Here is a 21,517-nt window from a genome sequence, read left to right as displayed (position 1 = left end):
AAGGGGCCCGTTGGAGTAGTTCAGAGCTATTCTTGACCTACTTCTATCAGTACAAGGTAAGGAAATTTGCGGCTTTTGCCATCAGGATGTAGGGATTTGAGCTGGTATTTTTTGCCCTGAATCTCGAACTCATCGCCGACTTCTAATTCAAACTCCTGTTCCTCTTGAAAGTAGAGCAAGACGGCCATTTCGGCATTTACGGTAGCCGCAGAAACCGTGGCGCTGCCCAAAGGAGCAGGCACACCCTGTTCAATAATATATTCTTTTGTCATTTTTTCTGTTTTGGAATCTTGAGCGCAGGCCTGCATACAAAACAACAGGCCAATGCTCAAAAAAAATAATCTATTTATCACCGATGCTAAAGTCATAGAAATACTCTTTTAGCGTATCAAAATCAATTTCGAGATGATAGTAGCCCCAAGGGTTGCGCAGCTTAATCTTACCTCCACTAACACCCATCACCGCATAAGAATGACCGTGCACAACTCGCTGCCCATCTTTGAGCTTGGTTTGCTGGCTGTCGTCATTGCCCTTGGTATCGGCCGCAACCATCCGCTTATCTTCTAAGGCTTCGGTAATCATCTCTTCGATTTCCTTAGCCGAATAGCTTTTCATTTTATAGACATCTCCATCTTCTCCCGTTAGTAGGCCCATGGCTTTTTCTACATAGCCGCCATGAATATCCTGATAACTGCCCTGATATTGCGCATAAGCTTTTTCGAGTAGCATCACCCAAAGCTCTTGGTCGCCTAGACGAGCATAAGCGGGATTTCCATTTTCATCTACGGGAAATTCAGGTTTTACTTTAACCGTTACGGGGCTGCGATTCCAAGAAATCCAATATTTATAGACGTGCAAGGTCACGTCATAGGTCCCATCGCCATTGTCTTTAATCAGCTTTTTGATGGCCCCAGGATCCGTTTTAGCCAAACTAGCCACGGCGGCCAAAAAGTAGCAATCGCCTAGATAGCCCTGTTGCACATCATTGGGGTCTACACTATTGGTATCGGACCAGCCTTTCTTGAAAATATCGGCGACGACCTCATCGTATTTATAGTTTTGGTCATCTCGAACGGGGGGATTAGAACGGGTAAATTCATACACTTTGTCCACCTTGCCCTTATAATCCTTGAGCTTGGCATAGCGGCTATCCAGCTTTGCTTTTACCGCATCCTGCGCCTGTTCGTAATAGGTCTCAAACTGCTCACAGAGTCCCTTGAGGGCAAAAACCTCTGCCGTATCTTCTTCTGTATGTTCTCGGCTTTTGAGCTTGCCAAAGATATCGCTTTGGGCATTTTTCAATCGGTCCAATAACTGATCAAAAGTATCGAGTAGCTTGACCGCCTGCTCTTTGGGTGCCTGAGCGCTAATATCTAATTCGTGTTTTTGTGCTGGCGCAGCTTCAGCTACAGCGGCTGCAGCAGTAGCAGCGGCAGGCACTTCTTCCGAAGCGGCAGCTAGGGCCTCGGCAGCAACAGCTACCGCTAGCTCCATTTTAGCCTTGGCCAATACGGGAGCCAACTTCTGTTGCATCATTTCGGGACTCAAGCCTCCTTTTTTCAACTCAATTTTGGCTTTGAGGCCCTCTTCCGTTTGTTCCAAAGCAAAACTTCCGCCTCCCGTCTTTTTCATCAAGTGGATTTTCTCCTGCTTTACTCTTTTTATGGCCTTTTGCATCTCCGCTTCCTTCTTAAACGGAAGCATCAAGCTAATTTTTTTGGCCCCTAGTTTATAATCGGCTAAGACCAAGACCGCCTGAGCTTTTTTCCAATTGGCTTTGGCTTTTAGGGCCTTTACATAATCTGCGGGAGTCAGCTCCGATAGCTGATCTAAATTTAGTTCTACGGACATAATTTGACAATAATTAGATAGGTATAATGTAGGTATTTTGGCAATTTTTTGGACTTCGGGCTATTGGCCCTACTTAATGTTCATCGGCAGGGACCACCACAAAGCAGTTTTCCTGCTTGAGCTCATCTACAATGAGCACCTTTTGGCCCTTCTTGATTTGCTTTTCTATGCTTTTGGCCGATACCGTAGAGACCGAATCATTCACAAAGACTTTAATTTGGCCCACACTATTTGGGGCAATCTCTGTAAGTACGGTCCCTACTTTTCCTTTATAGTCTATCGCCTTTACCGAAGTATCTAACTTGGCAAAAATAGGCACCAAAGGCGATGACAAAATTTTCATGATTAAGGCACTGACCAAAATATTGGGCAAGATAGAAATGAGGGCCAGTGTAATTGTATTCTCTGGATTGTAAAAGCTTCCCTCATGGTTCAATAAAACCGAAATGCTCCAAGCACTCAAAATAAATAGGGAAAAGAGAATCATAAAGGGCAGTTTGCCCAAATTGAAAAAGCGAAGCGTACCAATCCACCAAGAAACCTGCGCCCCAGCAGCAACCTCTGTGTCGGCATCGGCATCTACATCCGCGTCTACATCTGCGTCCACATCCACATCGGCATCAACATCAATGTCTGCATCTACATCTACATCCACATCCACATCCACATCGGCATCTAGGTCCATATCAAAGCTCTCTATATCTAGAGCGCCCAAAACAACAGATAACCAATACAAAACGACCAAGACAAACAAAACGGTCCAAAGAAGATTGGAGGCCGATAAGGCCGCCTGGATAAGCTCCATCATAGGGAAATAATTAAATCTAGGGGTTCATGAACCTGCTTAAATAAATAGACATCTAGCCTAAAGCTTCTCTCTTAACAAAAGTTCCCATTGTGTTAAGAAGTCTTAAGGCCTTTAAATTAGCTTTTTTTAAGCGAATACCTAATATTGAAGGGCAAAAACTCTAGACGCTGCCGCCTGAAAGCCTATCTAGAGGAGAATGTTTTTTTGGGGCCTCCTGCCTGCGGCAGGCGCTACGCTTTGGGGCTCGCAGGTCTGCTCGGCCCTTCGCCAGCTTCGCTGGCTCGGTCTGGCCTTACGGCCACCCCGCCGCATCGCTAGGCCAGTCGCTTCGCTCCTTTGCGGCGGCTGCGCCGCCTGCTATCTGGGCCTGTAGGTTAAAACCTACAGCAACAAAAGAGGCCACACGAACTGCAATAAAAATGGGCCGACGGTTAAAACCATCGGCCCATATCATTTATAGCAAACAAGGGCTTTAGCCCGATAGTTTGCATAGACCCGCAACCATGGGCTTCAGCCCATGGGAAAATACGAGACTGTTTAAAATTTTGTGTGCGCCCTTCTCTGCGCCTAGGGACAAGCCCCTAGGCTAGCTTTTTCAGACAGCCCTCTAAAGAGGGCCTTTGGATAAGGTTCTTCTCTGCAATAACAACTAAACAAGGCCTTGTATATCAACAGTTGAGGCCCTCAAAGAGGGCAGACTCCATTGGATTAGCCTAGGGGCTTGTCCCTAGGCGACTATTGGCCAAATCCTAACAAGCTAAAGGCCCAAATTTTATTCTAATACACAAAATCCTGAATACACAAAATCCTGAACAGTCTCGAAAATACGCTCACTATACTCTTAAGCTTGTTTAGCAACTTCTATTCTTACTGCCCTGGGCTGAAGCCCAGGGTTGTTGACTGAGCGAACTGACGGACTAAAGTCCTTGTTCGCTTTTTCTCTGCCCTTATGGCCATTCCCTAAAACAACCATAAACCGAAGCACAAAAAAGCCCCCTCGACGGAGGGGGCGACCAATACCTTAGCCTAGGGCCTTGGCCCTAGGGGCATCATATATCTCGGCCCCATGGCCGAAGGGCAAACGGCCCAGCGCTGCGAAGGGGTGGCCGAAGGCCAGACCGAGGCGGCACAGCCGCCGAAGGGCCGAACAGACCTGTGAGCCCCGCAGCATAGCGGCGGCCAGCAAGCTGGCCGCGGGCCCCAAAAAACTACAACTCAGCCAAAAGCGCTATCAAATCCGTTACTGTATAAGACCCATCGATAGCCGTATTTTCTCTAAATACCATACAGTAATTATACTGAAACCCATCTCCTAAAGCATTGGCTTGACTTGCCCACTGGCCTCCCAAACGAGCTTTCTCTTTGGTATCTTCAGTAGCAGATAAATGCCCTCCCTTGGTTTCTACAAGGATAATCCCTTTATTTTTTGTGTAGATTAAAAAATCGGGATAATGGTTAATTGGGCCATTGATGCAGAATCCTTTACGACTAGGTATGCGATGCCAAAACACAACATTATCTAAGGCCGCAACTCGATCTATTACCTCATTCTCAAATTTATTCCCCTCTTCTTCTTTGGTATACAATCCCTTGGCTAGATTAGACGCTCCTTTAGCAATATAAGTATTGGTTAAGGTAAACTGATAAGAAGGCCGAATTATCACCTTTCTACTCGCTAGCCTTTTGTAAAATTCATCCTGAGCAAAAGAAGTCCCACAACGATCAATGTGATTTTTAATAATCTTAATCGCCTGCATATTAGTCGCCAAGTCATAGATCTCCTGATCTTTAAATTCGCCAGCCTCAAAAACTCTCAAGACATATTTCTTTAAATCCTGATCTGAATATGGTGGCATCTTCCCCATTGAACTAACTATTGCCTCAGCTGTCCGCTCTAGTTTCTTATCCCTATTGCTTTGCGAATTTAAGTAGTCTAAAAACCTCGAGGCCTTGTCAGAACTAAATCGACTATACTTTACATTACCTTCCCGACTGTTCTCTCCCTCTTGGATATCAATTTCATAAATCTCTTTATCTGAAGGATTAAAGTTAATGTCTACACTCGCCTTGGCCAGCTTAAAGTCTTCCTTCAATGATTCTTTATCAAAGAGTAGATAGCCTGTTTCTTCCTTACCCCTCGAAAATAACTGCTCTAATTTCTTAGGCGCCTCTTGAAAAAATTGCGGCAACTGAATGCCCTCCACATAAGAACGATAATCTTCCTTAATAGAAGTGGTATTGATCATTTTTTTCATTCTGCTCTCTTGTTTACTTAGAAATGGGTCTTCTTCTCGCTCGGCAATTCGCTTATGCTGATCTTGCTGATGTACTGCTAATGCTTTCTCTGTCAACTTATCCAATAAAGCCGATCTAATCTTCTCTTTTTGGGCAGGATCTGCAGTTTGTAATTCGGCTCGAATAGGCGCATTACTTTCTAGAATAGCATCTAATTCCCCCTCATCTAAGAACTGACTAATCGCTCCTCTTACTAACTCCTCATCAATTGTACCCTGTACCCCCTCTACAACTTCTTCTTGCTCATCTAAAACGATTATTTCAGAGCGTTCCTTGGCATCCGAAAACCCCGCCTTATTCAAGCCCTCTATAATATTATCTAAGGTGGCCGTAAAATTACTTGAAGAGGTAAAGACATATGCCATATTGAGCAAGGGGTTCTTTTGCTCTCTTGTATAAGGTAGACGCAAGACACGCCCCAAGATCTGCTCTACATCTGTTTTTGAGGACTTACTAGCAATCGTAGCCAAAATATAGGCAAAAGGACAATCCCAACCCTCCTTCAATGCATTTACTGTAATGATATAGCGAATTTCGCAATCTCTAGACATGAGGTCCACAGACTTTAATTCATTGATATATGCCGTTTTAATGGCAATCTGCTCTGCAGGAACCCCCTTGGCAATTAGCTTCGCCTTGATCTTCTGAAAAGTTTCACTATCCTTTTTTGTCTTTGGCTCTGCCTGAAAAAGAACAATTGGCCGAATGTACTCATCTGCCTGCTCCCTAGCCGTTACTTCTAAGTTATGACGCATGTCTAAAGCCGAACTGATTACATCCTGCGGCTTATTATGATTATAGACAATTACTGGCAACTTAATCATCTGCTCGTCTTTCAAACGACTGGCCGATATTACACTGATTAAATTGCTATTCGTTCTAGGCGTAGCAGTCAAGTCCAATACAAATGAGGGGTACATGTTCTGCAACATTTCTACACTCAAATCACTTTCCGCCCGATGGCTTTCATCTATAATACAAATAGGACGAAGACTGCGGATGACGTTCATCAATGAATATTTATCCACATTTTCATCCTCTAAAAGAAAATCCGTATTGTTCAATACATCTATGAAAGGAGCCAAGGCTCCATTCTCCCTATAAATGAGACGATCCACTTTCTTTCTGGACCGAAAGCTGTCAAAACTCATCACCAAGATATTTAACTGCTCTCGTACCGAGCCCACATTAAAGCTCGCTCCCTGCAAAACCTGATCCTTGCTATAAACAGCGACTCTATTATTAAATAATACGTTCAATCTCCGCCGATAAGGATGCTCCGGATCCTTTAAGTTCTTTAGCGTTTGCTCTAAAATTGTATTGGAGGGCACTAACCACAATACAAGGTTAGCCTGCGTAGCTGGCAAAGCTTCCGCTATTTCCCCCAAAGCATTACAAGCTAAAAAAGTCTTCCCCCCAGCCGTAGGCACCTTTATACATACATGCGGAATCTCCGCACCCAAGTTCGGCTTGTAGGCCTGCATCCCATCTACTATATTCTCGCTCTTCATCTGAACGCCCTGAGACTCCCAGAAAAACTTAAATGCCGATTTTAAATCCTTTTTTTGCTCCCAGCATTTAATAAATCGTCTTAGGTCTTGAATGACTTCCTGTTGGTATTCCTTTAATTCCATCTTTGCTCTTGTCTGTTAATGCACTGTCTATATAATATGTCTCTTCTCACTATAGCTTTAAGGCTTGCTTTCACTCCGCCTCCCTATATTCTAGCTATATCTCTCGGAATCTTCTTAAAAATAATCTTCCCCGATGCTAAAAATTCATCCCCAATCAAGCTTAAGTCAGCATAAATTACAACTCCCCTTATCTCATCTGATGACAACTCTATCTGCTCCAAAAACTTATAGGTCAAATGACAACTCTCTTCTTTCTCATAAAAAAAGAAATAGTCCCGATCTTCATAAGTCCCCATAAAGTAGGGGGCCTCCGCTCCCCTTTCCCGATAGCCTTTCAAAGAGCCCGTCTCCGTATAAAATATATACTTCCGCAATTCCTCTTCCTCCAAATCCTCATTCAAAAAGTTGGGATTGCTCTCCTTAAATATGCTCGGCCCCAAATGATAAAACCCAAAGTCTCCTCCCAGACCCGCTACGGCTTTAGCCCCCGCTCCATATCCATCTATCACTCTGCGTACCCGCTCCGCCGTGATCCGCTCCGCATATTCCTCCATCTCTATCAAAATAAACTGACGATTCCCCCCATCTTCTTTGTTTAATTCTAATACCGCCTGGGCCGTTGTCCCAGAACCCGCAAAAGAATCTAAGATGATGGAGTCGGGGTCTGATAAAAAGTTCACTATATACTTTATTAAAGAAGGCGGCTTGGGATAACTGAAAACATTTTTTCCAAAAATATTTTTAAGCAGTACTCCTCCTTCTTCTGTAGTACCAACAAAATCATTTTTATCTACCAGGTTACGTGGCACTTCTGGTTTATATGACGCTTTATCATATCTAGGTGCTAGACTTTTTGTTTTAAAAATAATTTTAGTCCCATTTCTAATTTCTTCATTCAATTTTTCTTGTGTCCATATAAATTTAGACTCTAAAATTAGATCTGATTCAAATTGTCCATCCCTGAACCAAACATCCTCTTTTAATAAAACGGATGTAACAGTTGTCCCATAAGCTCCTCGCTTAAAAAGAAAATCTTTAGTCATTGAGCTTGTAACAGCGTCTTTAGGGAAACGCAGCTCCTTAACATTATTACTACTCTTTATCAATGGGTTATCTGCCTTATTTACCTTTAGAAGGCCTCTATATCGATTATTGTTTCTTCTTTTCTCATAACACAAGATATATTCTAAGCACTTCTTACTCTTATGTGATAAATTTGATGGAGAGTATGTTTTATACCAAGCAAATTTTTCAACAAAATTACCTTCCCCAAAAATCTCATCCATGAGCAATTTCAGATGTGCTTGTTCATTATCATCAATAGAGATAAAGATAGCCCCATCCTCTGCCAGCAACTTATGCAATAGTTTTAGTCGAGGATACATCATACAGAGCCATTTATCATGTCGGCTCAGGTCTTCACTTTCTTTACCGACCACCTCGCCCAACCACTTTTGGATCTTAGGGTCTTTCACATTATCATTATAGACCCAGCCTTCGTTTCCGGTATTATAAGGGGGGTCAATATAGATGCACTTAATTTTGCCTTCATAGGCGGGCAACAAAGACTTTAGGGCCAGCAAATTATCGCCATGAATAATCTTATTAGCACTTTGGGCTGCACCATAAGTATAAGAAAGGGAAAGGGGACGATAAGGAACATCCAAATGATGCGTAAGCACCTTTTCCTTTCCTATCCAATTTAATGTAGGCATTCTACTATAGCTTTAACGGTTTGATTGAATCTTTACGAAAAGCAATATATAGGTTTTTAACAAAAATTGCTAGCCCAAAGCCCCTTGGGCTTTTTTCAGCCTCACGATAAAGCAGGATCTAGGCCTTTTTCTCTATAATCAGTAGGGCGTTTTTTTTGGGGCCTCCTGCCTGCGGCAGGCGCTACGCTTTGGGGCTCGCTGTTCGCTCGGCCCTGCGGCGGCTTTGCCGCCTTGGTCTGGCCTGCGGCCACCCCTCCGCATCGCTAGGCCAGTCGCTTCGCTCCTTTGCGGCGGCTGTGCCGCCTGCTATATGGGCCTGTAGGTTGAAACCTACAGCCAGGCAACCGTTGGTATTGCTCCGCAATATTTTTATGGAATACAGCTTAAAAGCCGCATTAACTTAAATCTTTTGGCCTTTTATCTACCTTCCCTTAGTCAATTCCCCCTCCTCTAGTTATGGGCTGAAGGTTTTAACCTTCAGCTCATTTTATTAGGGCTAGAATGGATGCCCTTTTTGCTGTGGGTTTCAACCCACAGGGCTAAATGATAGAGATTTTGTCTCCTAAGGTCCTGTATCTCCTCATTTATTATCATCTTTACAGCTATTGGGCTATATGGGTCTGTAGGTTGAAACCTACAGCAACAAAAGAGGCCACACTGACTGCAATAAAAATGAGCCGATGGTTAAAACCATCGGCCCATAACGAATGCTAATACAAGCAAACAAGGGCTTTAGCCCGCTAGTTTGCATAGACCCGCAACCATGGGCTTCAGCCCATGGGACAATACGCTCACTATACCCTTAAGCTTGTTTAACAACTTCTATTCTTACTGCCCTGGGCTGAAGCCCAGGGTTGTTGACGGAGCGAACTGACGGACTAAAGTCCTTGTTCGCTTTTTCTCTGCCCTTATGGCTATCCCCCACAATAACCATTGACCGAAGCACAAAAAGCCCCCTCGACGTAGGGGGCGACCAATACCTTAGCCTAGGGCCTTGGCCCTAGGGTCCTGTATCCTCTAGCCTATATCTCGGCCAAGATGGCCGAAGGCCAAAAGGCCCAGCGCTGCGGAGGACCGTTTCGGTAGGTTAAAACCCACCGCAACAATGGTCTTGCTTCGCAATAGTATATAGATGAGGGTTGAAACCCTCATTAAATTTAGCCCCGCAGCATAGTGGCGGCCGCCCCAAAACAGCTTAGATAAAGCACAAAAAAGCCTCCTAAAATGGAGGCTTTATAGTTATTGCTGCAAATTCTTGGGTTCCACCTTCAGGGGTAAACCATTGAGGGGAAGCGGCTGCCAACTGCTTTCGGGAGTGAAGATCCAGATGGTTTGGTCAGTCAGGCGGAGCATATAAACCGTTTGGCTATCCTGCATAAAGGCCTGAAAATCGGCAATTTGGTAATTATCGGGTAGGCCTTTATGGGAAGAGGGTTGCCAAGGGTGGCCAGGGACAAACCACCAAATCGATTGGTCTTCAAGGACCGCCACATAGCGGCTACCATCTCTAGGCGAGCGGCTATAGGCCACAAAATGGGCAATTTTATAATCCTTAGGCAGGCCATCATTGGACGAAGGTTGCCAGGGATAGCCAGGGGCATGCCACCAGATCGACTCATCTTCAAGAACCACCACGGTACGGATATCCTTGTCTTCTAGTCGAGTATAGGCAGAAAAATGTTTGACTTGGAGATTATTCATAGCATACTAATTTTTGGGGTATAGGCCCATAGTCGCAGCCTGTTCCAGCATAAAATTGCGGGCGGCCTCATATTCATTGGGAATTAGGCCATCTAAAATAGCTTCTCGGATGGCATTTTTGAGTTGGCCCACGGGTCTAGAGGGTTTGATTTGGAAGGTCTCCATAATTTCCTCTCCAGAAATTGGGGGTTGCCATTGGCGGAGATGGTCCTTTTCTTCTACCTCCTGCAGACGTTGGCGCAAGAACAGCAGATTATCGGCATAGCGGGCCAATTTTTTAGGGTTAGCCGTAGTGCTATCGGCCTCGCACATCAAGAGCAGGTCTTCTAGGTCTTCTCCAGCCTCAAACAAAAGGCGGCGGATGGCAGAATCCGTAATATTTTCTCGGTCTTGAGTGAGCAGAATAGGGCGTTGGTGCATGCTCACGATTTTCTGAACCTTCTTCATTTTTTGGTCTAGCGGCAACTTAAAGCGCTTAAAGATTTTGGGGACCAATTTGCCGCCCACGGCCTCATGTCCGTGAAAGCTCCAACCTTGGCCCTTAAAGTAGCGTTTGGTCAGGGGCTTGGCAATATCGTGCAAAAGGGCCGACCAGCGCATCCAGAGATCATCGCTTTTTTGGGCCATATTATCGACCACCTGTAGGGTGTGCCAAAAATTATCTTTGTGGCGAATGCCTTCTTTTTCTTCTACCCCATGCATCGCATAAAGCTCAGGGAAAATCAGTTCTAGTAAGCCCGACTTAAAGAGTAGGCCAAGGCCCAAAGAAGGCTTGGGCGAGAGCATAATTTTATTCAGCTCGGTGCTGATGCGCTCTTGCGAGATAATGTGAATACGTTCCCGCTCTGACTGAATAGCGGCAAAGGTTTTCTCTTCGATCTCGAAGCCCAACTGGCTAGCAAAGCGGATGGCGCGCATCATTCGGAGCGGGTCATCGGAAAAGGTAGTTTCTGGAGCCAGTGGAGTGCGGATACATTTTTTTTCTAGATCGGCTAGGCCGCCAAAGGGATCTAGCAACTGGCCAAAATCGGCTTCATTGAGGGAAATAGCTAGGGCGTTGATGGTAAAATCTCGGCGATTTTGGTCATCTTCTAAGGTACCATTTTCTACAATGGGTTTGCGAGATTCGGGTCGGTAAGACTCTTTGCGAGCGCCGACCAATTCGATTTCCCAGTTTTTATGATGTAAGGCGGCTGTACCAAAGCGGGCATAAGTGACCACTTTGGGTTGTGGTTTGAGGCTTTTGGCAATGGCTTTTGCCAACTCGATACCACTACCTACACAAACCAAATCGAGGTCTTTCCCTTTGCTAGAGCGGCCCAATAAACGGTCGCGGACATAACCGCCAATAACATAAGTAGGAAAGCCCAAGGCCTTAGCGGATTGGGCAATGGTTTTAAACAGGGCCTCCTCTTGGGCCGTCATCTCAAATTGCATAGGAAGGTGCAAGCTATGTTTTCAAATAGATTAGAAGCCGCAAAGATAGCAAAATTAAGTACCTCCCCCAATTAGGGTCGAATAAACTCCAATTCTTCCTTGGGGCCAATACGGACGATAGTAGAGGGTTCTACTTTTTTGCGATTGCTTCGGCCATATTCGCAGACATAGTCTACTTCTGCTAATAAATTGGGATCGATTTCGCCAAAGTGGGCGGGACTAGCCTGGCCGCTATAATTGGCGGAGGTAGAAACTACCGCTCGGCCAAAATCACGGATAAAATCTTGACAAAAAGCCGATTGACAAACGCGGATTGCTATGCTTCCATCCGCAGCTAAGAGTTCTTTGGGGAGGTTCTTGGGTTTATCGTAAATAATGGTCAGTGGGCGTTCATGAAAGCTAATCAGCTTAGCGGCTTTGGGGGGCACGGGAAAAACATACTGTTTGAGCATCTCGATATCGGAGACCAGCAAGATTAATGATTTTTCTGCGGGACGACGCTTGAGGGCGTATAACTGTTCTACAGCCGCTACATTATGGGCATCGCAACCTAGGCCCCAGATGGTATCTGTGGGATAGAGCAGGCTGCCGCCCTCTTGCAAACAGGCTAAGATTGCTGCTTTTTCGTCTTTCATTTTGTAGTTATAATGAGGTCTTGAATTTGGTTCTTCTGCCAAAGGCGCAAAGCTATTCTTTAGAGCAGCTTTAAAGTTCCGCACAAAAGTAATAGGATTAAAGCTTTTTACCGCATTTAATTTTGGTCCTTTTGGATGGAACAGGCGGCCAAGCCGCCGCAAAGGAGCGTAGCGACTTGGCTGAGGGATGGACAGCAGTGGCCCGCAGGGCCAGACCCAGCCGCCCTTGGCGGCGCAGGGCCGAGCGATCAGCGAGCTGCGAGACAGCCCGACCCGCCCGAAGGGCGGGGCAGCCCCTAAAAAGAAAAAGCCAGCCCTTCTAAAAGAAAAGCTGGCGAGAATTATTTAGTAACATTGCCAAAAGGCGGTCTCTTCAAAGATATACATGATGCCGGAATCGCCCAGGTTAATTTCTGGCACCAGCTCCATATCAAACTGCCCGATAAAGGGGCCTTCATAATCTTTACTTTGTAGCCAGATAGGCTTTCCGCCGATATAAGAGCAGTTAAAAATAGCCAATTGAATGGCGTTGAGTTCTTCGCTCAGTTCAAAATCTTCGCCATCCCAGTCCTCGGCTTCTTCGACCTCTTCCTCGTTGAGGAAAGCCGCTGTGGGGACCTCAATGGGGAACATCGCAATGGGCCGCTGTTCGTCTACGGGTTCAATGGGTGCATCCTGTTCCTCATCTCGAACTTGGCCAGAATGGTAATAGAGAAAGGTATCGGGATTGTAGGGCTCGTAGGCTTCGTTCTCAAAGGGTTCGGCCACAAAAAGGCTAATAAACTGCTTATTGAGTTGCGGTAAGGCCCGAAGATCGAGAGTCAGCATATGTTGCATGGGCGTGTCCTCCATATAGGGCCAATCCTCGATATAAGGGGGCTCTCCAGCATAATACGAGAGGCCATTATGTTCATCTTCGATCAATTCGCCCTCCTCATCTTCTGCAATATAAAGCAGTTGAATTTTGGTCTTTTCGGCTTCGGGATGCGCTTGAAAGTAGGCTTCGCAAAGGGCTTGAAGTTCTTGAATTTTTTCTTGCATGATTGGAAGGGTTAAATATTAAAATCAGGGGAGACCATCAAAGGAAACGAAGCTATAGACTTCTAGTTAGAACTGCAACTAAATTTTAGTCTAGCGCTAAAATTCTAGACACCATTTCCTGTAATAGCTGTCCCGATTCCGTCTGCTCATTAAAGATGTCGCCCACCTGAGGCCAGCCCACCCCTTTCGAGCGAAGATCATAGATTTTGAGCAGGGCAATAATGGCCTCTAACTGAGGCAGGGAGTAATGTTTGAGCGCTTGGCGATAATCGGCAAAGCGCTTTGTTTTTTGGCCTGGGCGGCCATAAGCTCTTTGTCCAATAGCCTCGGCAATACTCACATCATCTAAGTTGGAGAGAAAGCGACAAATATAAGCTTTACTAAAAAAGTTGTAGAGCACCCCCGTAAGCATGGGCAAGGGGCCTGCTTTGGGGTTTGCTTGGTAGTATTTGACAATCCGTTGCGCCTTGAGGGCTTCCCTTTGGGCCAAGGCCGATTGTAGTTCAAAGACATTATAATCTTTGCTGATGCCGATGTTTTTCTCAATTTCTGCTTTGCCGATCAACTGCCCCTTAGGGTGGTTAATGAGCAGCTTTTCGAGCTCATTGGCAATCTTGCCCAAATCATTTCCTAGATATTCGGCCAGTAATAGGCCGGCCTCCTCCTCAATTTGCGCGCCTTTATCTTTAAGGTAATGGCGGATCCAGCCAGGCAGCTCATTTTCATAGGGCTTTTTGCTTTCGAAGAGGACCGCCTTGCCCGCTTTTTCGGCTGCTTTGAGGCTTTTGCCTAGTTTTTTGCGGCTATCGAGCTTTTTGTGCTTATGCAAAATAAGCAAAAGCGTAGTGGGCAAGGGATTTTTGATATAGCTCTCCAATTGGTCCAAACTGCGCATCGTCTGGGCCTCTTTAAGGACCACCAACTGCCGCTCTGCGAGCATAGGGTAGCGGCGAGCGGCATCTAACACCTGCTTGAAGTCCGTATCCTTCCCATATAAAACCGTCTGATTAAAGGCTTTTTGATCTTCGGTAAGGGCATTGGCCTCTATAAAGTCGGCAATCTCATCAATATAAAACTCCTCCTCGCCATGCAAAAAGTAGACAGGCGCTATTTGGCCCTGTTTAAAATCTCGGATAATTTCTTTGGGGCTAGCCATAAATTACACATCAAAGTTTATTCGAACAATGGGACTAGTCGGCTTCGATTGGCAGCTAAGCACAAATCCCTCAGCAATCTCTTCTTCGTCTAAAGCCAGACAGCGTTCCATTTCTACGCTGCCCTCTTCTACCTTGGCCATGCAGCTCGAACAAGTTCCCGCCATGCAAGAAAAAGGCGCATCGGCCCCTACCCTACGCAAACCATCCAAGATAGATTCTTTCTTTTGCAAAACCACCTCAAAGTCTTCCCCATCAATGCGAGCATAGACCTTGGCATTGGCCTGTGCCTTCACCTCATTTTTGGGCGTTTCATCCGCATTGAACCACTCGCGATGAACTTGCTCTAAACCTAGGTTTTGAGCCGCCTTCTGGGCCGCATCCATCAAACCCGCTGGTCCACAAAGATAAAGCTCTACAGGGCGACCATCAGCGGCCTGATGTTCTTTGATGAATCGACTCGCTTTTTTGGCATCTATACGCCCAACTTCTCCCTTCCAATTGCGGCTTTTCTTGGCAAATAAGCCCATAAAGCCGCCTGAACTCTCCGTTTTGGGTTGACTGAGGATATGCTGTACCAACAGCTGTCCCGCATAACGTTTTTCTAAGCGATCTAGCTCCTCCCGAAACAAGATGCTCTCTTCGGTTCTATTTTGATAATAGAGGAAAACCCGACTTTTAGGCGCTAGCTCAATGATCGACTTTAAGATGGATAATAAGGGCGTCAATCCACTTCCTCCGCCAAACAAAAAATAGTCTTTTTTCTCATCGGCCTGAGGTTGGGCCACAAAATGCCCTTCGGGGGGCATTACTTCTAGCTGATCCCCCGCCTTGACCTGATCGTTGATGTGATTAGAGACCAAACCCTGAGGCACTCTTTTCACTGCCACCGCTAAATCTTGGTCCAAAACAGGACTAGAACAAAGCGAGTAGGCTCGACGCTCTTCTTGCCCATTCAACTGAAAACGCAAGGTTAAATATTGGCCCGAAATATAACTAAACTGCTCCTTGAGCGCTTCGGGAACTGCAAAAACAAGCTTTACCGTATCGGCCGAAAGCGAAACTACTTCTTTTACCGAAAGGGTGTAAAACTGATGCGCTGCATTCATATTGGACTTATTGTTCTTCTTCGGTCTCTGCATTTTTCTGCAAATACTTTTGCGTAAAAATGCCTCGACTTTTCATCAAAAAATAATTATCAAAGGCCTCTTGCAAAGAGATATCATACTCTTGCAAAAAAGCTTCATCGGCTACAGAACGAATAAACATCTTATCGGTCAACGCCAACAAACGCGGATTGATATCATTCATGATACCTGCCTCGATACCTTTGCGGTAAAAGGCTTCTACCACAAATAAGGCCCGATCCTGAAAATCACGCATTTTAGCCCAAAGCTCAGGATACAGCTGTCGGCTATCAATCAAAAATTGGTTCGACATTTCGGCCAACATGACCGAGGCTTTCTTAATGACCTCAAAATAGCGCTCGCTAAAGGTAATCTGCGCATCGCTCAATTGGTCCTCAAAAGCTTCTATTTCCGTAATCCGAAGGCGGACAACGGCATCCAAAATCTCTGCCCTAGAAGCAAAATATTTGTATAAGGTGGCCTTGCTAATGCCCAATTTAGCGGCAATGTCATCCATTGTAAATTTGGTCAATCCATTGCGCAAATAAACAGTAGATAGTTGTTCGATCCAACTAGCTTTTAGGCTAGGATCATCAATTCGTTCTTTTTTGACTGGTTTTCGTCCCATATTTTCTGGCGTAGGTGCTAAAAAACTTTTTTTCCGCCCTAAAGTTACCAAGTTTTGCGCAATTATTTTTCTTTTTTTGGGGCTGCCCCTACGGCCTTCGGCCTAGGGTCGCTACGCTCCGCAGCTCGCTGCTCGCTCGGCCCTGCGCGGGCTTTGCCCGCTGGGTCTGGCCCTTTGGGCCACTGCTGCGCATCGCTCAGCCAATGCAAGGCGCCCTGCGGGCGCCCAAAGGCAGGCCTTTAGGCCTGCTGCGCTCTTCCGCCTACGGCTATTGGACCAAATTCGGCCTAGGCGCCATAGCCCCAAAAGAAAAAGCCAGTCCTCTTTGCAGAAAACTGGCTTTATATATAGTCTATTGATGATTCTCATAAAAAAGGAGCCCGATCTACACCAAGCGCTCAACCACCTACCCTTGCTTCGTTTCCGACCTGGGGGAGTTCAGTAGGAGCTGCCCGTGTCTCTTGGCTCCGCTGCAAATATAAGGCGGCTTTTTAGCTTTGCCAAATCTTTTTTAAACAGCAAAGTCAAGATTCTAGCTAAGTCTTTTGTTATCAGCTATAAAAAATTTCAAATTATAGGAGCATCCGCTTAAAGCGATAGGGGAAAGTCGCTTTTTTGAACGTCTATTCAATAAAAATAGCCGTACTTAAACAAAAGCCTATGCGAAACTTCCTATTATTTGCCCTTTTATGAGCCATTTTGCCCCTATCTGCTCAGCCTTGGGAATTGGCCAAGGATAAAGAGGGGATCTCTATTTATAGCCGTGCATTGAGCGGATGGGAAATGAAAGAAAGCAGAGCCGAAATGCAAATATCTGCCAATTTATTGCAAGTAGAAAACGCACTGAAGCAGGCCCATTTGCGCAAAAAATGGATGTATGAAACCCCGCTCAACGAAAACCTACAAGAAGTCTCTGCCGATGAGTTTTATGTGTATTATCAAGTGGATATGCCTTGGCCCATCGAAAACCGAGACAATGTGACGCATTACGAGTTTCGCCGCTTGTCGGATAAGGAATTGCGTGTTGACTTTAAAAGCGCTCCAAATAAAAAAGAACTAGAGGAGGGCTTCATTCGGATTAAAGAGATGCAAGGTCATTGGTACTTTAAGGAGCTCGATAATGGGCAGTTGTTTGTCCGACAACAGTTGGTGGCCCATCCTGGTGGTAGCATTCCCAACTGGTTGGCCCAAAAATCAGTAGTGGAAGGACCATATAAGACCATGCGTAAGTTTAGGGCTTTATTAGAGTAGGAATAAAAGGGAAAGGGCCCTCTAGTAGCTGTACTAGAGGGCCCTTCTTATGGTCTTAAAAAAAAAGAGGCTGCCCTTATTCAGGACAGCCTCCCCTAAAAACCCAAACAAATAAACACAAAGACAATTCAAAGATACAGCTCTTATTGTAAATGTCAAATTATAGTCTAAAAATATCCCCCAAAGGGGGTAACTTTAACAGCTGTTAAAATGCGATAAAACTATACTAAAGTGGCAACATCTTGACTATCAACGATAGTCACGCCCTTTGCTTTTAGCTCTTCTATCGCCTGCTGGCCATCTGTTTCCTGCATATTGACAGCTCTACAGCCATCTTGGACCAAATAGGTTTTGAAACCTAAGGCCTGAGCATCTAGGGCCGTAAACTTCACACAATAATCTAGAGCTAAGCCCATAACAAAAACGCTAGTTACGCCTTTCTCCTTTAAATAATCGCCTAAACCAGTGGCCTTTCGGTGGCCATTATCAAAAAAGCCACTATAGCTATCAATTTCTGGATCTGTTCCTTTCTGAAAAATCTTACTAATTTTTGTTTGATCTAGCTCATCAACCAACTCGGCCCCATAACTTTCCTGCACACAGTGAATGGGCCAAAGAATTTGCTCCAACCCATTGAGGTCTATCACTTGCCCTGGCTGTCGAAAGAGATGATTGGCCGCAAAGCTCTTATGATTGGCGGGATGCCAATCCTGCGTGGCCAAGACCAGCTCAAAATGAGGCATTAAGGCATTGGCTACGGGAATCACAGCATTGCCGTCGGGGACTTCTAGGGCCCCCAGCTGACAAAAATCGTACTGTAGGTCTACTAATATAAGTGCGTTCATAGGTCAATCGTATTTAGTCTTCCGTTTCTCTGGGCTGAAAGCGAATTTCAAAGATAAATTCGCCCAAGCGCTCAGATAGCCGTTGATATTTTTCTTTATTAAATTTATAGAGGTAGGCTGGGCGGTGTGGGACATTCTGTTGCCGCTCTTGTTGCTCCAACAGACCCATTTTTAAGATTTTGGACCTAAAATTTCGGCGGTTGAGCTGCTGGCCCAAGATAGTTTCATACAAATTTTGGAGGTCCGTCAAAGTGAATTTATCAGGCAGGAGCTCAAAGCCTACAGGTTTATATAAAACCTTGGCCCGTAGCCGCTCTAGGGCCATCTCCAAAACCTGATTATGGTCAAAGGCCAAAGGGGGCAGCTCCGAAATCTTAAACCACTTAGCCTGACGAGCATCGGAGGCGGCTTTAATGGGGTGTTCAGATAAATTGACCAGCGCATAGTAGGCCACGCTAATCACTCGGCCTCTAGGGTCTCTATTTGGGGTCCCAAAGGTGTACAACTGCTCAATAAAGATGTCTTTAATCCCAGTTTCTTCTTCTAATTCTCTTTTGGCGGCCCGATCTAAGTCCTCATCCATATCGACAAAGCCACCAGGCAGGGCCCAATGTCCAGCAAAAGGGTCGTCTGCTCGTTCAATGAGCAAAATACGCAAATCTGCGCTATCGTCTAAGCCAAAAACCACACAGTCTACGGTAACAGCTGGCCTTGGGTATTCATAGGTATATGCCATATTTATTATTCCTTATTGTTTCTTATTCTGAAGCTGTTCGATCAAGGCTTCTTTTCTTTGGGCCAAATGCGTTTCTAGTCCTTGGGGATAGAGCTTAAAGTCTACCCGCTCGAATAGGGCCAAATCTCTTTGCGCTGCGGCCCGTATTTCGCCTAAGCTAGGTAATTTATAGCAAAACTCCCCATTTCTAAATATAGGTTGCAACAAATCTTCATAGCTGCGGCTATCGCAGACGACAGTGCGGCCATCAAAGCTTTGAAGTTGGCCCAAATCATTTGTCTGCAGTTCATCCCAAATCATGTCTCCATAGGGGCGACCATCAGTTAAGTAATAGCGGCGAACTTGCAAAGCGCCAGGATTAGAGATTTTAATTGGCGTATTCGACAGCTTAATTTTATAGGCCCATTCACTCTGGGCATCCTTGCGCAAGGCGGCTAGCTTATATACGCCCCCCAAAGCGGGCTGATCTTGAGCGGTGACGAGGTTAGTGCCTACCCCCCAGCTATCTATGGCTGCTCCGCCAGCCTTTAGGGCGCGGATTTTTTCTTCATTCAGGCTATCGCTAGCAATGATTTGGGTGTTTTCAAAACCCGCTTCATCCAAACGCTTTCTGGCCCAAATACTTAGGGCCCGCAAATCTCCACTATCTAGACGAATGCCTAGCAATTCTTGGCCCTTGGCTCGTAGTTGCTGCCCTATGGCTATCGCTTTATCTACCCCTTTTTGCGTATCATAGGTATCGACCAAAAAGACACAGTTGGCGGGTAGGGCTTGCGCATAAGTGGCAAAGGCTTCCTCCTCCTCCTCAAAGCTCATGACCCAGCTGTGGGCATGCGTGCCCTTCACGGGAATGTCGTAGAGTTTTCCAGCCAATACATTGCTCGTTGCCGCCACACCAGCTATATAAGCAGCTCGAGAAGCCGATAGTCCCCCGTCGATACCTTGAGCTCGACGCAAACCAAACTCCAAGACCGTATCGCCTTGGGCCGCCAAGCAAACCTGATGGGCCTTACTGGCGATTAGGGTCTGAAAGTTTAGGATATTGAGCAAAGCCGTTTCTAATAACTGGGCCTGTATAAGTGGTCCCCTAACCCGCAAGAGTGGTTCATGCGCAAAAACGACCCTTCCCTCTGGCACAGCATCAATATCACAGCTAAATTTCATGCGCTGTAAGTAGTTCAGGAAAGCTTCCTCAAATAAGGGGCGCCCATCGGCCCCCTTAAGGCCGCCTAAATACTGTATATCATCCACAGAGAAGGCAAAATCTTGCAGGTAAGCAATCGCATCTTCCAAGCCAGCCGTAATGGCATAATTGGCCCCAAAAGGATTTTTTCTGTAAAACCAATGAAAGACGGCCTCCTCTTCTTGTCTACCCGCCTTCCAATAACCATAAGCCATAGTAATCTGATAGAGATCTGTCAATAGGGCCAAGCTCGTCCGATAACGCTTATTTAAACTGTTTTGCATAGGGATTTTCTATTTTGTTGAAGCAAGATAATTAGACTTAGTTTATTTTCCAAACTAAGTTAGTTTATTTTTCAAACTAAGCCCCTGTCCGTTTAGTTCTTTAGGCTTGTTTTTTTCTTTAGGCTTGCTTCAAAAAAGCGACCTATATATATGATTGTCTACAAGTTAGCCTCTTCAACTTTTTAATTCTGCTTTATTTTACTTTAGGGGCATTAGACAAGCAGAGGGGCTTTAAGGCTGCTTGAGAGGAGGTATAAGGGAAGTTGTTTGCTGCTTATGTTTGTTTTATTCGGGCCTTGGGAGAGGCTATAGGGACTTATGACTGGGCTTATCCTTAGTTCTTATCTGGATGGGGAATTTTGATGGGTTATAGCGGGCCCTTCTTGGTCTAAGGCTGCTAGATTTAACTGATGAGGGCTTAGCTTTTCTGCTGCTTGGGAGTTAAGGGACGCTTGAGGGCTAAGGAAAAGAGCGGAGGATAAAAGTTGTCTCCCCCTCCCCTACTTATCATTATTCTTGTCTGTATATAGATGTATAGAGAGGAGGCATTTTTCTTCTTTTTCGCTTTTGGTTGGGGCTTGGGACCTTCCCTTTCTTTGCTTGCAGTGCAAACTGAGGAAGTAAAGATTTGGGCCTTGGGCCTTTTAAGTTTAGGGGAGCTAGAGGGACTAAATTCTTCTCTTTTTTGGGCTGTGGGAGGTCCAGCAAAGACGACAATACTGGCGGATAAAATAGTTAATTGACTATTTCTACTGACAAGTTTGGCGGGCTTATTTTCTTATTGACTATTAGCTACGACAAGTTTGGCAAATACAATAACAAGCTAACTATTAAGCTTGCCAAGCTTGGCAGATCTTTTGGCCTTGCCACAGCCTTAAATCCGCTCTCCGATTTAGGGCTGTGGGAGCCACAGCCCTAAATTGGGACTTTGCTTTTGGGCTGTGGCGCTGATAAAGCAGAAGCAAGAAGAATTTGCTAGGGAAAGGCCAAAAATATAAGGTAATCAGGAGATGGAGAGGGGGTAAAGCTTGGGACTTAGCTTAAATCTACTTTTTGGGCCTTCGAGAATGAGGAGTATGGATTTAGGGCAAACCTTGGGCTTGGGGAGTGATTAGCGATCCCCTTGAGTTTATGCTTTGTGGCAAGGATATGGGGTAAAATTAGGGCTAACTGTTTGCGGTTTTGCAGGCCC

17 protein-coding genes are annotated in these 21,517 nt (G+C 45.4%); 2 read left to right on the top strand and 15 right to left on the bottom strand.

Going from position 1 to position 21,517, the window contains the following annotated elements; translation table 11 throughout:
* Window positions 1–26 precede the first annotated feature (26 nt).
* From PPO43_RS12570 to PPO43_RS12515, 12 genes are all read right to left on the bottom strand, one after another.
* On the bottom strand, window positions 27–272 hold the full coding sequence (locus PPO43_RS12570; RefSeq protein WP_272618300.1) for a DUF6406 domain-containing protein: 246 nt from the start codon (window positions 270–272) through the stop codon (window positions 27–29).
* A 70-nt stretch (window positions 273–342) separates the two neighbouring features.
* Window positions 343–1,851, bottom strand: coding sequence for a C2 family cysteine protease (locus tag PPO43_RS12565; RefSeq protein WP_272618299.1), 1,509 nt, complete (start codon window positions 1,849–1,851; stop codon window positions 343–345).
* Between the two features lie 73 nt (window positions 1,852–1,924).
* Window positions 1,925–2,659 (bottom strand): OB-fold-containig protein, encoded by a 735-nt coding sequence (locus PPO43_RS12560; RefSeq protein ID WP_272618298.1) that lies wholly within the window; start codon window positions 2,657–2,659, stop codon window positions 1,925–1,927.
* Between the two features lie 1,208 nt (window positions 2,660–3,867).
* The gene (locus PPO43_RS12555) at window positions 3,868–6,588 is read right to left on the bottom strand and encodes a DEAD/DEAH box helicase family protein (protein ID WP_272618297.1); all 2,721 of its coding nucleotides are present in this window, start codon (window positions 6,586–6,588) and stop codon (window positions 3,868–3,870) included.
* A gap of 83 nt (window positions 6,589–6,671) precedes the next feature.
* Entirely contained in the window at window positions 6,672–8,303 is a 1,632-nt protein-coding gene (locus PPO43_RS12550) for a site-specific DNA-methyltransferase (protein ID WP_272618296.1), read from the bottom strand.
* A 1,239-nt stretch (window positions 8,304–9,542) separates the two neighbouring features.
* Window positions 9,543–10,004, bottom strand: coding sequence for a hypothetical protein (locus tag PPO43_RS12545; protein ID WP_272618295.1), 462 nt, complete (start codon window positions 10,002–10,004; stop codon window positions 9,543–9,545).
* A gap of 6 nt (window positions 10,005–10,010) precedes the next feature.
* On the bottom strand, window positions 10,011–11,441 hold the full coding sequence (locus PPO43_RS12540) for a CCA tRNA nucleotidyltransferase (protein WP_272618294.1): 1,431 nt from the start codon (window positions 11,439–11,441) through the stop codon (window positions 10,011–10,013).
* 71 nt (window positions 11,442–11,512) lie between these two features.
* The gene (locus PPO43_RS12535) at window positions 11,513–12,160 is read right to left on the bottom strand and encodes an L-threonylcarbamoyladenylate synthase (protein WP_272618293.1); all 648 of its coding nucleotides are present in this window, start codon (window positions 12,158–12,160) and stop codon (window positions 11,513–11,515) included.
* A 261-nt stretch (window positions 12,161–12,421) separates the two neighbouring features.
* On the bottom strand, window positions 12,422–13,117 hold the full coding sequence (locus tag PPO43_RS12530; protein WP_272618292.1) for a hypothetical protein: 696 nt from the start codon (window positions 13,115–13,117) through the stop codon (window positions 12,422–12,424).
* A gap of 85 nt (window positions 13,118–13,202) precedes the next feature.
* A complete protein-coding gene (gene holA / locus PPO43_RS12525) occupies window positions 13,203–14,273 on the bottom strand; it encodes a DNA polymerase III subunit delta (RefSeq protein ID WP_272618291.1) in 1,071 nt (356 codons plus the stop codon).
* A gap of 3 nt (window positions 14,274–14,276) precedes the next feature.
* Entirely contained in the window at window positions 14,277–15,413 is a 1,137-nt protein-coding gene (locus PPO43_RS12520; RefSeq protein WP_272618290.1) for a ferredoxin--NADP reductase, read from the bottom strand.
* Window positions 15,388–16,026 (bottom strand): TetR/AcrR family transcriptional regulator, encoded by a 639-nt coding sequence (locus tag PPO43_RS12515; RefSeq protein ID WP_272618289.1) that lies wholly within the window; start codon window positions 16,024–16,026, stop codon window positions 15,388–15,390. The genes PPO43_RS12520 and PPO43_RS12515 overlap by 26 nt, the downstream gene beginning before the upstream one ends.
* Before the next feature lie 699 nt (window positions 16,027–16,725).
* Between PPO43_RS12515 and PPO43_RS12510 the strand changes: the two genes are divergently transcribed.
* Window positions 16,726–17,277 (top strand): START domain-containing protein, encoded by a 552-nt coding sequence (locus PPO43_RS12510; protein ID WP_272618288.1) that lies wholly within the window; start codon window positions 16,726–16,728, stop codon window positions 17,275–17,277.
* 221 nt (window positions 17,278–17,498) lie between these two features.
* Here the strand turns inward: PPO43_RS12510 and pncA are convergent, their stop codons facing one another.
* From pncA to PPO43_RS12495, 3 genes are read right to left on the bottom strand one after another with little or no spacing between them, the layout of a single operon-like run.
* Window positions 17,499–18,122, bottom strand: coding sequence for a bifunctional nicotinamidase/pyrazinamidase (pncA, locus tag PPO43_RS12505; RefSeq protein ID WP_272618287.1), 624 nt, complete (start codon window positions 18,120–18,122; stop codon window positions 17,499–17,501).
* Window positions 18,123–18,135: 13 nt separating this feature from the next.
* A complete protein-coding gene (locus tag PPO43_RS12500; RefSeq protein ID WP_272618286.1) occupies window positions 18,136–18,858 on the bottom strand; it encodes an NUDIX hydrolase in 723 nt (240 codons plus the stop codon).
* A 12-nt stretch (window positions 18,859–18,870) separates the two neighbouring features.
* Window positions 18,871–20,325, bottom strand: a complete 1,455-nt coding sequence (locus tag PPO43_RS12495; protein WP_272618285.1) for a nicotinate phosphoribosyltransferase — start codon at window positions 20,323–20,325, stop codon at window positions 18,871–18,873.
* Window positions 20,326–21,064: 739 nt separating this feature from the next.
* Here PPO43_RS12495 and PPO43_RS12490 point away from each other — a divergent pair.
* Complete coding sequence (locus PPO43_RS12490) at window positions 21,065–21,244, top strand: hypothetical protein (RefSeq protein WP_272618284.1); 180 nt, start codon at window positions 21,065–21,067, stop codon at window positions 21,242–21,244.
* Window positions 21,245–21,517 lie beyond the last annotated feature (273 nt).

The sequence above is a fragment of the Saprospira sp. CCB-QB6 genome (genome assembly GCF_028464065.1).
Lineage (GTDB): Bacteria > Bacteroidota > Bacteroidia > Chitinophagales > Saprospiraceae > Saprospira.
The sequence above is the reverse complement of the archived record's forward strand: the minus strand, read 5'-3'. Positions and strand labels throughout refer to the sequence as shown.